This window comes from Microbacterium sp. GW821-FHT01D02 (assembly GCF_059422585.1).
Genome location: NZ_JBWKXB010000002.1, coordinates 339,102 through 353,929 on the forward strand (window position 1 = coordinate 339,102; position 14,828 = coordinate 353,929).

General features: G+C 69.3%; 13 protein-coding genes. 3 read left to right on the plus strand and 10 right to left on the minus strand.

The window, feature by feature from the left end; genetic code table 11:
- The first annotated feature begins 75 nt into the window (after window positions 1-75).
- On the plus strand, window positions 76-1,482 hold the full coding sequence (locus AC07VM_RS10385) for an O-antigen ligase family protein (RefSeq protein WP_494911064.1): 1,407 nt from the start codon (window positions 76-78) through the stop codon (window positions 1,480-1,482).
- Here the strand turns inward: AC07VM_RS10385 and AC07VM_RS10390 are convergent.
- From AC07VM_RS10390 to AC07VM_RS10435, 10 genes are all read right to left on the minus strand, one after another.
- Entirely contained in the window at window positions 1,415-2,212 is a 798-nt protein-coding gene (locus tag AC07VM_RS10390) for a HisA/HisF-related TIM barrel protein (RefSeq protein WP_494911065.1), read from the minus strand. The genes AC07VM_RS10385 and AC07VM_RS10390 overlap by 68 nt on opposite strands.
- Complete coding sequence (gene hisH, locus AC07VM_RS10395; RefSeq protein WP_494911066.1) at window positions 2,197-2,799, minus strand: imidazole glycerol phosphate synthase subunit HisH; 603 nt, start codon at window positions 2,797-2,799, stop codon at window positions 2,197-2,199. Before hisH ends, AC07VM_RS10390 begins: the two co-directional genes overlap by 16 nt.
- Window positions 2,796-4,034, minus strand: a complete 1,239-nt coding sequence (locus AC07VM_RS10400) for a glycosyltransferase family 4 protein (RefSeq protein WP_494911068.1) — start codon at window positions 4,032-4,034, stop codon at window positions 2,796-2,798. Before AC07VM_RS10400 ends, hisH begins: the two co-directional genes overlap by 4 nt.
- Window positions 4,031-5,176: a glycosyltransferase gene (locus AC07VM_RS10405; RefSeq protein WP_494911069.1), complete on the minus strand. Its 1,146-nt coding sequence runs from the start codon at window positions 5,174-5,176 to the stop codon at window positions 4,031-4,033. Before AC07VM_RS10405 ends, AC07VM_RS10400 begins: the two co-directional genes overlap by 4 nt.
- Entirely contained in the window at window positions 5,173-6,294 is a 1,122-nt protein-coding gene (locus AC07VM_RS10410; RefSeq protein ID WP_494911070.1) for an N-acetyl sugar amidotransferase, read from the minus strand. Before AC07VM_RS10410 ends, AC07VM_RS10405 begins: the two co-directional genes overlap by 4 nt.
- Complete coding sequence (locus AC07VM_RS10415; protein WP_494911071.1) at window positions 6,291-6,932, minus strand: NeuD/PglB/VioB family sugar acetyltransferase; 642 nt, start codon at window positions 6,930-6,932, stop codon at window positions 6,291-6,293. Before AC07VM_RS10415 ends, AC07VM_RS10410 begins: the two co-directional genes overlap by 4 nt.
- Window positions 6,925-7,545 carry a sugar transferase gene (locus AC07VM_RS10420; protein ID WP_494911072.1) on the minus strand — a complete coding sequence of 207 codons (621 nt, stop codon included), beginning with the start codon at window positions 7,543-7,545 and terminating at the stop codon, window positions 6,925-6,927. The genes AC07VM_RS10415 and AC07VM_RS10420 overlap by 8 nt, the downstream gene beginning before the upstream one ends.
- Entirely contained in the window at window positions 7,542-8,654 is a 1,113-nt protein-coding gene (locus AC07VM_RS10425; protein WP_494911073.1) for a DegT/DnrJ/EryC1/StrS family aminotransferase, read from the minus strand. Before AC07VM_RS10425 ends, AC07VM_RS10420 begins: the two co-directional genes overlap by 4 nt.
- 14 nt (window positions 8,655-8,668) lie before the next feature.
- Window positions 8,669-10,486 (minus strand): polysaccharide biosynthesis protein, encoded by a 1,818-nt coding sequence (locus AC07VM_RS10430; RefSeq protein ID WP_494911074.1) that lies wholly within the window; start codon window positions 10,484-10,486, stop codon window positions 8,669-8,671.
- Between the two features lie 132 nt (window positions 10,487-10,618).
- On the minus strand, window positions 10,619-11,821 hold the full coding sequence (locus tag AC07VM_RS10435; RefSeq protein ID WP_494911075.1) for a hypothetical protein: 1,203 nt from the start codon (window positions 11,819-11,821) through the stop codon (window positions 10,619-10,621).
- Between the two features lie 69 nt (window positions 11,822-11,890).
- Between AC07VM_RS10435 and AC07VM_RS10440 the strand changes: the two genes are divergently transcribed.
- On the plus strand, window positions 11,891-13,243 hold the full coding sequence (locus AC07VM_RS10440; protein WP_494911076.1) for a tyrosine-protein kinase domain-containing protein: 1,353 nt from the start codon (window positions 11,891-11,893) through the stop codon (window positions 13,241-13,243).
- Between the two features lie 112 nt (window positions 13,244-13,355).
- Entirely contained in the window at window positions 13,356-14,813 is a 1,458-nt protein-coding gene (locus tag AC07VM_RS10445) for a tyrosine-protein kinase domain-containing protein (RefSeq protein ID WP_494911077.1), read from the plus strand.
- The last annotated feature ends 15 nt before the right edge of the window (window positions 14,814-14,828 follow it).

The window sequence follows — 14,828 nt, forward strand, 5'->3', positions numbered from 1 at the left end:
CCTCGATCCCGTCTGCGTGCTCCGACCACGCGGCCACTGAGCCTGGAGAGAACCGCGATGCAACGGGCCGCCGCGATGAAGACCGCGTTACCGCGCCGAGCAGTGCTCGCGTCCCCGGGTGAGAACTCCGCTCCCGCCAGCACCAGGCCCGAGCGGGCTCTGATCCTCATCCTTCCGACGCTCGCGGCCCTCGGTCCGCTCCTCCCCTTCCTCGGAAGCGTCTTCGCCTTCCGCGCCGCCGCGCTTCTCTTCTTCTTCGTGGTCTTCTTCCGCCGCCGTCCGCAGCGATCGTCATCGGTTCTCCGCACAGCGACCTGGGCTCTGCTGATCATCGGCGCGCTCGCCGCATTCGTGCTGAGCCTCGCGCACGGCATCGACACCTACGCCGCCTCCGAGCTCGCCTCCTGCTTCTTCGGCGCCATCCTTCTGATCGCCGTCCTGTTGGCGCGGCTGGACCGGAAGTTCATCATCGCCCTGTTCCTGGGCTGGGCGGCGTCGATCATCGTCACCGGTGCGCTCGCGGCATACGAGATGCAGACGGGGTGGCGCGCCAGCAACTACTTCGCGAACCGCGAGGCCGAGAGCGTGCTCACCGATCCCGGCCTCGCCAGCACCTTCGGCAATCCGAACGACTTCGCCTACTTCCTGCTGATCGCCTTCCTCATTCTCGTCGCGGGCTTCGCCGTCGTCCGCAAACGACTCGTCGGCCTTCTGATCGTCGCGTTCCTCGTGGGAATCGCCGTCCTCATCCAGAAGACGGAGTCGACCCTGGGGCTCGTCGCCCTCGCGATCATCGTGCTGAGTCTGATCCTGGCCCGTTTCCCGCACGCGGTGATCCTCGTCGCTCCCGTGATCGCAGCCGGAGCGCTGCTGGTCGCCAACTCCCCCGGAGGCATCGCGGGGATCCTCGGCGTCGACCGCTCGCAGGTCTCCTGGTTCGACGAAGGGCAGACGGGGGCCATCCGCTTCAACCTTCTGGGGAACGGGATGAACTTCGCCCTGGAGTCGGGCTTCCTCGGCCTCGGCCCCGGCGGCTACGAGCCGCGCACCGCCGAAGGGCACCCCTACGACCTCGCCACCAAGGGGATTCTGAGCCCGCACAGCGCCGCGCTGGAGATCCTCAGCCAGTATGGGATCTTCGTCTTCGCCGCGACCGTCGTCGTCGTGTTCCACATCGCTCGTGCGGGATGGCGTTCGTACCGCGACAAGAGCTTCGGCAGAGGTCGGCAGGTCGCGGGGCTCGCGCTCGTCCTGTTCGCGGTGCTGTCGCCCCTGATGACGATGATGGCCAGCGCCAGCCTCGAGCCCTCATACACCTGGATGGCGTTCGCGTCGATGCTCGTCCTGGCGATGTGGATGACGAACGCCAGGGCCGAGCAGCCGCACGAAGCAGCGGACGCCGATGAGGCCGGCGTCAGGGAGTCGACGGACCGCCGTCCGCTCCCGCGAGGGCTGCGACAGCCTGCGGCTCCGGGTAAGTGATGAGTACGGCGTCACGTCGTCCGTAGAACACGAACTGGCTGCCCGCAGCGACAGCGTCCGCTCCAGCAGCGATCGCCGCAGCGAAGTCCTCGAGAGCGCCGGAACCGCCCAGAGCGACGAGTGGCACGCGCACGGCGTCGGCGACCAGGCGGATCGCCTCCAGGTCGTAGCCCTCGCGCGTTCCCTCACGGTCGACCGAGGAGAGGACGATCTCCCCAGCGCCGAGGGCGACTGCACGACGAGCGACGTCCTCGATGCTCCCCTGCTGGGGGCGGGTTCCGGAATCGCTGAGTGCGACGAGGGCACCATCGGCACCGCGCCGCACGTCGATGCTCGCCACGACGCTCTGCGATCCGAGCTCCGCCGCCATCTTCTCCACGGCCGCCGGTTCGGTGAACAGGGCGGAGTTGACGATGACCTTCTCGATGCCGAGGTTGACCACACGTCGGGCCTGATCGACGGAGCGCAGCCCGCCGCCGTACGCCACCGGCATGAAGGCCTCGGATGCGATGTCGGCGAGGATGTCGTACGCCGGATCGCGATGCGAGCGGCTGGCCGCGATGTCGACGACCACGAGTTCGTCGACCTGCTTCTCGTTGAAGATCTTCACTGCGTTGATGGGATCGCCAAGATAGCGCGGGCTCCGGTACTGCCGCGTCTTCACCAGCCAGCCGCCCTCATCGATCTGGAGGACGGGGATCACCCGCGGGCCGATCACGAGCGCGCCCACTGGTCGAGCATCTGCATGCCGAAGGCGTGACTCTTCTCCGGATGGAACTGGGCCCCGGTGACGTTCTCGCGCTGCACCATCGAGGTGAACTCTCCTCCGTAGTCGCTCCGCGCCAGCTCATCGCGCTCGTCCGAGACGACGACGCGATAGCTGTGCACGAAGTAGAAGCGATGATTCGTCGGGAGTCCCTCGACGATCGCGGCCGGCTTGCGCACGATCAACTGGTTCCACCCCATATGCGGTACACGGATCCCGCTCGAGTCGTCGAAGCGCACGCTGCCTCCGGGGATGAGCCCCAACCCGGCCGACGTGCCCTCCTCGCTCGAGTCGAGCAGCAGCTGCATCCCGAGGCAGATCCCGAGGAGCGGACGGCCGGTGCGGGCGAACTCATGGATCGCGGCATCGAAGCCTCCGGAGCGGAGCTTGTCGGTGGCGGTGTCGAAGGCGCCGACACCCGGCAACAGCAGCCGCTCGGCGCTCGCGATCCGCTCGGGGTCCGCGGAGAGCTCGGCCTCCTGGCCGATCCGGCGGGCCATGTTGAGGAGGGATCCGATGTTCCCCACCCCGTAGTCGACGATCGTGATCATCCCTGCTCGTCTCCCTTGCGCGCGATGCATCCGCTGAGCAGTCCATCCAGCCGCTCGGCCAGTGCCCGATAGTCGTAGTTGGCGATGACGTGGGCGCGCGCATTCGCCGCCCACCTCGCCCGGTCATCTGCCGCATCCGGCGACGCCATCCGGATCATCGCCGTCCCGAGTCCCGACGCGTCGTCGGCGGGGACGACGATGCCGGCGTCGGCCTCGGCGACCACGTTGTTCCGAGCACTGCTCGCCACGAGGATCGGGCGTGCGGCGGCGGCGTAGTCGAAGATCTTGTTCATGCTCACCCCGAAGCGGTAGACGTCGAGGTCGAGGATGTTGATGACCATCGCGTCGGCCCGTCCCACCAGCGAGGGCACCCGGTCCTTGGGGACGGGCGGCTCGAAGGCGATCCGCCCGCCGTGGGGAGAACCGGCGGCGCGACCCCGGATCGCCGGCAGCTCCGCACCGTTCCCCACGATGACCAGCCGCAGCCTCGGCTCGGCGGCGGCCGCGGAGAGGAAGCCCTCCACGATCGCTCCGAGACCGTTCGCCCGGCCGACGGATCCGAGGTACATGAAGACGAAGTCGTCGCCACCGGCCGGCAGGGCGCCGTCGAAGTCGTCGGCGTCCGTGCCGTTCGAGATCCAGACCACCTTCTCCTTCGGCACCCCCTGGGCGACCAGGTACTCGGAGGCGAAGGGCAGCAGCGTGATGATGGCTTCGGCGCGGTCGCAGAGCAGACGCTCCAGCTTCCGCAGCACCCAGGTCAGCGGCCCCCGCGGCGGGAGCTTGCCCATGTCGATGAGCGTCTGCGGCCACAGGTCGCGGATCTCGAAGACGAACGGAACGCCCGCCCGGCGCGCCAGGACCGAAGCCGCCCACGCCGCGAGCGGATGGACGGTGCTGCCGATCACCACGTCGGGGTGAGGGAGGTCCCGGACATTCGATCGGCGCAGGAGCGCCGCCGTGAAGGCGGCCATGTTCCGGAGCCGGGCCAACCCCCCGCTGTACTCCGGGGTGCGGAGGAATCGGAATCGCACGCCGTCGCGCGTGCGGTCGCTCGCCCGTGCGTCCGCGAGTCCGGCCCGGCGACGTCCGGAGGGGTGCTCGGTGCTGGCGGCGAGCAGGACCACGGTCCAGCCGCGCTCGACGAGCCCGCGTGCCAGCGAGAAGTGCCGCGACCCGGATGCCGTCTCCTGCGGGTCGGTCGCGTAGTGGTTGACGATCCAGACGGTCTTCATGCGGTCCCCCGCACTCGTCGGTACTCATCGAGCATGCGCGCGGATTCGGTCGGCCAATCCGGGAGCTCGACGTCGGCGATCGCCCGGCGCCCCGCCGCCACGTCCGTGTCGCCGAGCGACGACATGGCGCTCACCAGGGACGCCGCATCCGCTCCGACCTTCCACGACGCCGCCTCCGGGCCGAGCAGACGGTCGACCTCGACGAGATCCGTATAGAAGAAGGGAATGCCCGCCATGGAGTACTCGAGCGCTTTGTTCGGCAGGGAGAGGGCGTACGAGAGGCAGGTCGCCTCGATCAAGCAGAGGCCGACGTCCCCTCCCGCGACCGTGTCGACGACCTCATCCGCCGGTACGGCTCCGAGCAGGTGCACGTTCGCATGCTGATCCGCGGCGGTCCGCACGAGGTTCTCCAGGGTTCCCGCACCGATGAACACGACGTGATCGCCGGAAGACTCGCGCGCGGCGAACGCCTGGAGGATCTCCGCCACATGCCGATGCGCCACGATGTTCCCGACGTGCACATAGACCCGACTGTCGGCGGGGATGTCGAACCGCCGACGCAGATCGACGGCCTGCGGCTCCCGGCCGCGGGACGGCGCGTTGCGCACGCTGGTCACGCGCACACCCGGATACGCGGCGCGATACCAGTCCGCGATCGACTCGTTGACGACGAGCACCGCGTCGCACCGGCGCACGTAGTGCTTCTCGATCATCCGGAAGACCCGGCCCTGGATGCCCCTCGACGTCGAGGTCTCCGTCTCGAGCTCATGGGTGTCGTAGATCAGGGCGGCCCGATGACGGCGCGCGATCGCATGACAGACCGGCAGCACCGCCACGGAGTGCGCGTTGACGACGCGCACCGGGCGCGTGCGCCACCGACGGTAGACCGCCATCGACCAGGAGATCTGCTCCCGGATACGGCCCACGATCGAGCGGGGCCTCTCGTCCACGACGGCGCCGACACGTTCGATCGAGCGGTCCTCGTCGAGTCGCTCGACGTCCGGAAGCCCGGCAGCCCGCTGGCCGGTGATGACGACGTCCTCGAACAGGCCGGTCTCCGACACCGCCTTCGTCTCCCGGAAGATGCGGCTCTCGTTGACGATGGGCGCGGGATAGATGTGGACGTTCACGCTCTCGGTCATCGCGGGTAGAGCCCCAGCTTCCGCAGCCGGTTGACCATCCCGCGGAGGAACTGCACGAAGCCGTAGGAGTTCCGGTAGGCGCGGTAGCTCGACGCCGGTCGGTCCACGATCTCGGCGAGCTGCTCGGGCGTCAGCGACAGCTTCTTGAGCAGCAGGATCTCGTCCTCGGCGCGCAGACGCTCGCTGTAGTCGCTCTCGGCCACGGCCGCCAGCGCACCCTCCCGCGAGATCTGTCCCGAGTTGATCAGGTCGGAGTAGTGGCCGCGACGCTTGTCGATGCCGAACTTCTTCGGAAGATAGAAGCCCTGCACCCAGCGCGTGAAGATCGATTCGTAGTGCTTCCCCTCGTAGGGGACCCACCCGAGCTGCTCGACGAGCTCCTCCATCGCCTTCGACTTGTCGTACTCGAGGTAGTTGAGGATGGAGACGATCCGCACGCGCCGGACGAACGTCGTCCAGGCGAGCGTCACGAACCCGAAATGGGGATACGTCCGCAGCGGCACCCGACCGAACCGGCGGTGCACGTCGTTGAGATAGCGCCAGTCGGAGTGGCCGTACGACCACGAGGGCACGCTGATCGACTCGGTGGCGAAGTTCATCCCGGAGATGATGAACCGCACGCCGTGCTCACGAGCGACCTTCCAGAGCGTCGCCTGGATCGCGTGGTCGCTCGGGATGTCCGCATCGGGCGTCGACGCCAGGAGGAACGAGCGCTGCAGGTCGTAGAACTCGTCGAGCCGCAGGACCTCGGTGTGGAGGTCGATGTCGAGCGTCCGCAGCAGCCGTTCGATGTTCAGGACGGCGAGGGCGGAGTTCCAGCCGTTGTCGACGTGGACGGCGAGCGGACGGAGTCCGAGTCGCTTCACCTGGAGCGCCACATAGGAGCTGTCCACTCCCCCGCTCACACCGATGATGCAGTCGTACTCCCGGCCCTTGCCGGCACGGGAGATCGCCTCGACGACCTGCGCCAGCTTCGCCGGACGCTGCTCGACGGGGACGACACGGGACTCCAGCAGCGCGTCGTACCGGAGGCAGTGGTTGCACACGCCGTCGACGAGGACCAGGTCCGGATCGACAGCGGAGTTCATGATGCAGCGTGTGCACTCTCGAACCGTCATCGAGCAGGCACCCCTTTCACGGTCGTTCCCGGTGCGACGTCCTTCGTCACGCACGCCGCAGCTCCGACGGTCGCTCCGGCGCCGACCGTGAGGCCCTGCAGCACGACCGACCCCGCGCCGAGCAGCGTTCCGCCCTCGACGACGACGTTGCCGGAGACGATCGCACCGGGGTTGACCGAGACGAAGTCGGCCAGCGTCGCGTCATGGCCGATGACGCACGCCGGGTTGAGGTGGACGTGGTCGCCGATGGTCACGTTGGTCGAGATCTGCACGCCCGAGGTGATGACGACGCCGTCGCCGATCCGAGCCTGCGAACCGACGACGGCGCGCGGATGGATGAGGGTGACCGGGCGCAGACCCGCGTCGGACAGGCGCTGAGCGACGGCCTCCCGCACGGTCGGCGAGCCGATCGCCACGACGAAGCGCTCATCGCCGGAAGCCCCGGGCAGCCACTCCTCCTCGGTGCCGAGGGAGACGATGCCCCGCTCCGCCAGCCGCCCGAGGTCTTCCTGGCGCGGGCCCGAATCGACCACGCCCACGAGGTGCAGGGTCTCGCCGTCGGCGTTGATCGCCTCGATCACGTCGAGCGTCTCCCGCCCGAAGCCGCCGGCGCCGATCACCACGATCCGCTCAGCCATGTTGTTCACCGAACTTCGCCATGGTCACATGTCCTTCCGCGGAGATGCCGTCGCGCTTGAGCACGGATCCGATCGTCGCGATCACGATCCGCAGGTCGAGTCCCACACTCCGCCGGTCGACGTAGCGCACGTCCTGTGCGAACTTGCTCTCCCAGGAGATCGCGTTGCGGCCGGTCACCTGGGCGAGTCCGGTGATCCCGGGCCGCACCTCGTGACGGCGAGCCTGCTCAGGGGTGTACCGATCAAGGTACTCGACGAGCAGCGGGCGCGGCCCGACGATGCTCATGTCGCCCTTCAGCACGTTCCAGAGGCTGGGCAGCTCATCCAGGCTCGTCGAGCGGAGACGAACCCCGAACGGCGTGAGCCGGTCGGCATCGGTCACCCATCCGCGTGCCTCGTCGACCGAGCGCATGGAACGGAACTTGTAGAGCGTGAAGATCCGCCCGTCCCTGCCGGGGCGCTCCTGCGCGAACACGACCGGGCGCCCGAGCCTGACCGCCACGAGGATGGCCGTCACGGCGATGACCGGTGACAGCACGACGAGCGCGACGGCGGACGCGAGGATGTCGAGTCCGCGCTTCACGACATCGTACGGGCGGATCCTGGCGCTCATCGGGCTAGGAAGCCGCGGATCGCGGTGACGACGCGTTCGCGCTGCGGCGCGGTCAATGCGGAGCCGCTGGGCAGCGTCAGGCCGCGTGCGAACAGCGCCTCCGATGCGCCGCTCGTCCTGCTGCGGGCACCGTCGAACACCGGTTGCGCATGCATCGGCTTCCACAGCGGGCGACTCTCGATGTCGTCCACGGCGAGGGCGGCGGCGAGCTCCGAAGGCTCCCAGCCGGTGACCGCGGAGTCCACGAGGATCGAGGTCAGCCAGACGTTGTCCGCCTCGTCGCCGTCGGCGCCGAACACCTCGACGCCGTCGACGTCGGCGAACAGCTGCTTGTACAGCTCGCGCATGTCGCGACGACGGGCGATCATCTCGTCGAGGCGGGCGAGCTGCGCCCGGCCGAGCGCCGCGAGCAGGTTGCTCATCCGGTAGTTGTAGCCGATGTCGGTGTGCTCGTAGTGCACGACGGGCTGGCGCGCCTGAGTGGCCAGGTAGCGCACGTGCTGGGCGAGGTCCGCGTCATCGGTGAGCAGCATGCCGCCGCCGGAGGTCGTCATGATCTTGTTGCCGTTGAACGACACGATCGATGCGCGCCCGAAACTTCCCGCGGCGCGTCCGGCATGCGTGGCGCCCAGGGACTCCGCCGCATCCGCCACCACGGGCACGTCGAACTCGTCGGCGATCGCGAGGATCGCGGTGTAGTCGACGGCCTTGCCGAGGAGGTCGACCGGGACGATCGCGGCCACCGACTCCCCCGCGTCGCGCAGCTCGACGAGGGCGTCGCGCAGCAGCGCCGGGTCCATGTTCCCGGTCGCGGGGTCGGCGTCGATGAAGTACGGCTCCGCTCCCGTGTACACGATCGCGTTCGCGGTGGCCGCGAAGGTCATCGACGAGGTGAGCACGACGTCGCCGGCCCCCACTCCGACCGTGAGCAGCCCGAGATGCAGCGCTGCCGTGCCCGAGCTCAGTGCGACCGCATGGGAGACGCCGACGCGCTCCGCGAGCTCGCGCTCGAAGGCGTCGACATCGGGACCGAGCGGCGCGATCCACCCGGAGCGCATCGCCGCGACGACGGCCTGCTCCTCCGCCTCCCCGACATCGGGGGAGGACATGTATATACGTTCTGTCACTTCTGCGTCTCCGGAGCGTCGAGGCGGACCCGCTCGATGATGGCGGTGTCATTGTCCCGCGGGACGGACATCATCCGGGCTTCCCACCCCGCCTTGTCGAGCCGGTCCGGCGTGATCACGTCGGCCTTCGTGTGCGAGACCTTCGGGTGGAACGGCCGCTCGAGGTTCTCCTGCGAACCGACGAGGACCTCATGCAGCTTCTCGCCGCGGCGGAGTCCCGTGAAGACGATCTCGACGCTCTTGCCCGACATCGCGATCATGCGCTTGGCGACCTCGAGGATCGAGACCGGCTCGCCCATGTCGAGGATCAGGACCTCGCCGGCACGACCGATGCCGCCCGCCTGGACGACCAGCTGGCAGGCCTCGGGGATGGTCATGAAGTACCGCGTCGCCTCGGGGTGGGTGACCGTGATCGGGCGCCCCTCCGCGATCAGCCGCTGGAAGGTCGGCAGCATGGACCCGCGGCTGCCGATCACGTTGCCGAATCGCACCGAGAGGTATCGCATCCCGGATTCCTCGCCGGCCCAGGCGGTAAGCTTCTCGGCGACGCGCTTCGAATGCCCGAGCACGCTCGTGGGGTTGGCGGCCTTGTCGGTGGAGATGTTCACGAAGGTCGTGACACCCACGCGACGCGCGGCGTTGATCACGTTCAGCGTGCCGATGACGTTGGTCTTCCACGCCTCGTCGGGATACTGCTCGAGCATCGGCAGATGCTTCAGCGCGGCGGCGTGGAAGATCACCTCGGGCCGACGCTCGTCGAAGATCCGGTCGAGGGTCTCGACGTCGCGGATGTCGGCGAGCACGACGTCGTTCGTGTCGAGCAGTCCGTGACCCGCGGTCCCCAGCTGGGCGACCTGCAGACCGGTCTCGTCGCGATCGACCATGATCAGCTCGGTCGGACCGTACTTCGCCAGCTGTCGGCACAGTTCGGAGCCGATGGATCCGCCCGCTCCGGTCACGAGCACGCGCCGCCCCGTGATGTACCCGGCGATCAGCTCGACGTTGGTGTCGACGGGGTGCCGGCCGATCAAATCCTCGATGCTGATGTCGCGCACGTCGGTGACGGCCTCCTCGCCCGACGCCAGGGTGGCGAAGGTCGGGGTGACCGCGACACGGAGGCCCGCGGCTTCCGCCCGGTCGCTGAGGTCGCGCAGCAGCGCGCTGTCGGCACGGGGGATCGCGATCACGGCGAGGCGTGCGCCGGTGCGCTGGGCGGCGGCCGCGACATCGCGCGTGGTGCCCAGGACCGGAACGCCCCGCAGGTGCAGATTACGCTTGTCCGGGTCGTCGTCGAGCAGGCCGACCGCGCGGATCGGCGACGAGGGATCGGTCGTGATGTTGGCGAGCAGCTTGTCGGCGAGGAAGCCCGCGCCGAAGATCAGCGCGGGCTCGGCGTCCTCGCCGGGCTTTCGGGCACGCTCGATGAGGAGCCGCGCCAGGTAGCGCACCCCGAACATCAGCAGGAGCACGAACGGGAACGCCAGGAGCAGGGTGCCGCGCGGGATGCCGATGAGCGGCCCGAGCGGGATGACGATCAGGGAGAGGAAGACGGCCTCGAGCACGACGATCAGCGCCACGGCGCGGACCTCGTCGAAGGAGCCGTAGGTGAAGCGGCCGCGGTACAGCGTCGTCGCGTACCCGACGACGACCTGGATCACGCCGGCCACGAGGGCGAGCGCGATCGTCGAGATCCACCCCTGCGCGTCCATGACGAACTCGAAGCGCAGCGCGATCGCGAGCGTCACTCCGAAGCTCCAGGCGAGCCCATCGACCACGGCCGCGAGCCTGCGGCGTCGTCGCTGCTCTACCGACACTTCGGGAAGTATTGGTATACCACCGGTCGACACATCGATGTATCCGTCCTGCTGATTCAAGATCAGAAGCCCCCTCAGACTTTCACACTCCCCTTCAGCCATGTTCTCACAGGGAACGAGAAGGTCCGTGCGTTATGGGGTTCCGCCCTCGTCCGGAGGCGTCACCGGATCGACCGGGTCGACGGGGGTGCCGGGGTTCACCGGCGTGCCCGGGTTCACCGGGGTGCCCGGGTTCTGACCGGTCGAGCCGTCCGACGGCGGACTCTGCGTGCCGTTGTCCTGCGGCCACTGCGACGGGCCGGACTCCTCGCTCTGCTCGCGCTCGATCTCCACCCGCAGCTGGTCGGTGGCCAGCGCGACGAACGCGTCACGGTAGGCGGCCAGCGCCGCGCGCCCTTCGGTCCCCCACAGGTCTGCCGCGGCGATCCGTGCGGCCGCGGCGGTGAGGGCCGTGCGCAGAGGCTCCTCGCCGTCGGGATAGCGGACGACGGCGGCCTCGGCTGCGGGCACGAACGAGGCCGCATAGGCGCTCCTCACCGCCGCATCCGCCGGGGGCCGGAGCGCGTCGAGCTGCGTGCGCAGTGCCCGCGCCTCCGCCGTCGCGTCGTCCAGGGTGACCAGGCGCTCCTGCACGTCGTCGATCGCACCGCCGACCTGGACGAGCGAGTCCTCGTCGATCTTCTGGCGCACGTACTCCGCGGGCAGCTCGGGAACGCTGAGCGACGCGAGTCCGGCGGCGTAGGTGTCCAGCGCGGCGAGCGCGGTCGCACGCGCGGCCTCATCGGAGACGGAGATCGTCATGTCGTCGGGCGCACCCGCGGGATCAGGTGCGGTGCTCGTCGAGGTCAGCGCGCTCCGGAGCTGCGCGACCTCGGCGGTCTGCACCTCGACGTCGGCGACCAGGCGCTCCTGGGCGGTCTTCAGCGACTGGTAGGCGTTCTGCACGGCCGCCTCGTCGGCCTTCAACGACGCCAGCGCGCTCGACGCCGGACTAGCCGTGGCCATCTGGATGCTTCCGACGGTCCCGGCCGTGACCAGCGCGATCACGGCCACCGCCGCCGCGGACAGCGTCAGGGCATCGAGCCGTCGACGCGGGCGACGGGGCGGACGCTCGGTCGCACCGGCATCCGCGGCGAGCGGGAGCGCGGTGCGGGCTGCCGCGTCGACCATGCGTGCGAGCTCGCGCGTGTCGGCGAGGGGCAGCGCCGACGCGTCGTGTCTGCGGGGCTCGCCGATCGTCTCGCGCAGCCGCCACGCGGTGTGGTGATCGTCGAGCACCGCGGTGCCGTCGCCGGAGCGCGGGCCGTCCGGGAAGAGATCGCTCAGTGCCGTCATGTCGCCTTCGGGAGAATCGGTAGTCTCAGGAGACGATACCGCCGATCGCCCGGACCACGATGGAGAGCTATGGACGTCCACGACTACCTTCGGGTCTTCCGTCGGCAGATCGTCATCATCGTCGCCGGTGTCGTGATCGGTCTGTCCACGGGCGCACTCGTCGCGATGCTCACTCCCCCGCGTTACCAGGCGTCCACCGAGGTGATGGTCGCCGTGCAGGTGGCCGACACGGCGACGCCCGCCGAGCGCTCGCTCGCGACCGGGTATGCCAATCAGGCGGTGGAGACGTACCGCACGATCATCACCAGCTCGCTCGTGCTCGATCCCGTCGTCGAGGAGCTGGGTCTGCCCGCCACCCCGTCCGGCATCAGGGCCACCGCGGCGCTGAACAACGCGATCATCACGATCACGGTCGACGATCGCAACCCCGGCCAGGCCGCCCGCGTCGCCAACGCCGTCGCCGAGAGCTTCGCGACGACGGTCACCGGCACGCTGGAGAAGCGCGAGCAGGAAGCGGCCTTCGCGATCCGGATCGTGACTCTCGAGCCCGCGCAGGTGCCGACGAAGCCGGTCGCCCCGAATCTGCAGCTCTCGCTCACGCTCGGCGCTCTCCTCGGCCTCGCTGCCGGACTCGGACTCGCTCTGCTGCGGGCGGCGCTCGACCGCCGCGTGCGCGTCCCCGCCGACGTCGAGGCCGCCGTACCGGTGCCCGTGCTCGGGAAGATCCCCCTGGATGCCGACACCGTCGATCATCCCCTCGCCGTCAGCTCCGCGCCCCGCAGCCCCCGCGCCGAAGCGTTCCGCAGCCTGCGCACGAACGTCCGGTTCTTCTTCCAGGACGGTCAGGGCGTCTTCGTGGTGACCAGCTCCGGCCCCGGAGAGGGCAAGTCGACGACCGCGGCCAACCTCGCCCTCGCCTTCGCCGATGCGGGTCAGCGCGTCGCCCTGATCGACGGCGATCTCCGCCTCCCGCGCGTCGCCGAGTACTTCGGCATCGAGGGCGGCGTCGGCCTCAGCGACGTGCTCGTCGAGCGCGCCGAGCTCAACGATGTCCTCCAGCGCTGGGGGCGCAGCACGCTGTTCCTGCTCCCGTCGGGCACCGTGCCGCCGAACCCGGCCGAGCTGCTGGGATCCCCCGCGATGGAGCGCCTCATCAGCACGCTCTCGTCGGCGTTCGACGTGATCATCGTCGATGCACCCCCGCTTCTGCTCGTGACAGACGCGGCGGTCATCGCCCGCATCACCACGGGGGCGATCCTGATCGCCGCCGCCGGCTCCACGCAGGCGAACCGTCTGGCGGACGCGGCGAAGAGCATCGAGTCGGTCGGGGCCCGCGTGCTCGGGACCGTGCTCACGAAGGATCCGTCGCCACGCCCCGCGAGCGCGTACCTCGCGGCACCGGCGGAGACCGCGGCGCGCTGAACACACGCAGCGGCCGGTCGTCCCCCTGCCGCTGTGGAAGAATACCGGGACATCATCTTCGCGACTCGCCCCCTTCCGGTTGAGGCCGCTTTGCTTCAGGGGGAATCGCCGCGTGGAACTTCGCGACTATGTGCGTGTGCTGCATCGGAACTGGATCCTGATGGTGGTCCTGCTGATCCTCGGTCTCGCCGGAGGTGCCGGCTACGCCGCGCTCCAGCAGCCGAAGTACGTCGCCTCGACGCAGCTGTACGTCTCGGTCCGCACCGAGGGGGCCGCCACCGGAGACCTCGTGCAGGGCACGACGTTCGCCCGGCAGATGGTGACGAGCTACGTCGACGTCGTCGGCACCGCGCTGGTGCTGGAACCGGTGATCGAGCAGCTCGATCTCGATGACTCCGTCTCGGGTCTGAGCGGACGCATCGCCGCCACAACGCCCCTCAACACGGTGCTGATCGACATCAGCGTGACCGACGGCGACCCCGAGCAGGCGGCCGCCATCGCCAACGCCGTGGCGTCGAGCTTCCAGGACGCGGTGCAGAAGACGCTCGAGCAGCCCGCGACCGAAGACGCCGTCAGCCCGGTGCGGATCACCGTGACCGAACCCGCCGTGGCCTCCTCCACCCCGACCAGCCCGAACGTGCGACTGCTGATCGTCCTGGGCGGTGTCATCGGCCTGGCCCTGGGCGCCGGGATCGCGATGCTGCGGACCGTGCTCGACAACCGCATCCACACCCTCCACGACATCGAGACGCTGACCGACAGCCCGGTGCTGGGTGGCATCGCCTTCGATCCGGACGCTCCCAAGCGCCCGCTGATCGTGCACGCCGATCCGCGCAGCCCGCGCGCGGAGTCCTTCCGCAGCCTGCGCACCAACCTGCAGTTCCTGAACCTCGACTCCGGTCCGCGGATCTTCGTCGTCTCCAGCGCGGGCCCGGGTGAGGGCAAGTCGACGACCACCGCCAACCTCGCCATCGCCCTCGCCGAGACCGGCGCGCGTGTCGCTCTGCTCGACGGCGACCTGCGTCTGCCCCGCGTGGCCGACTACCTGGGCATCGAGGGCGGGGTCGGACTGACCGACGTGCTCATCGGCCGTGTGGACGTCGCGGACGCGCTGCAGAAGTGGGGCACCAACGACCTCTACGTGCTTCCCAGCGGCCAGGTGCCGCCGAACCCGAGCGAGCTGCTGGGCTCCGCCGCGATGGATCAGGTCCTGAAGTCGCTCGGCGACTACTTCGACTACGTCCTCATCGACGCGCCGCCGCTGCTGCTGGTGACGGATGCCGCCGTGGTGGGCGGCAAGACCCGCGGAGTCATCCTCGCCGCCGCCTCCGGCAAGACGAAGAAGCAGGAGCTGTCGGGTGCGCTCCGCGCTCTCGAGAACGCCGGCGTGCCGATGCTCGGAGTGGTCGTCACGATGCTCCCGACGAAGGGCCCCGACAGTTACGGCTACGGCGCCTACACCTACGGGTCGACCCACGACGCCGACGGCGACTCCTCGACCCACCAGAAGCGGACGAAGAGCGCCAAGAAGCCGAAGAGCGCCAGGAAGCGCGCGAAGGTACGGGCCTGACCCGTCCGTTCCCGC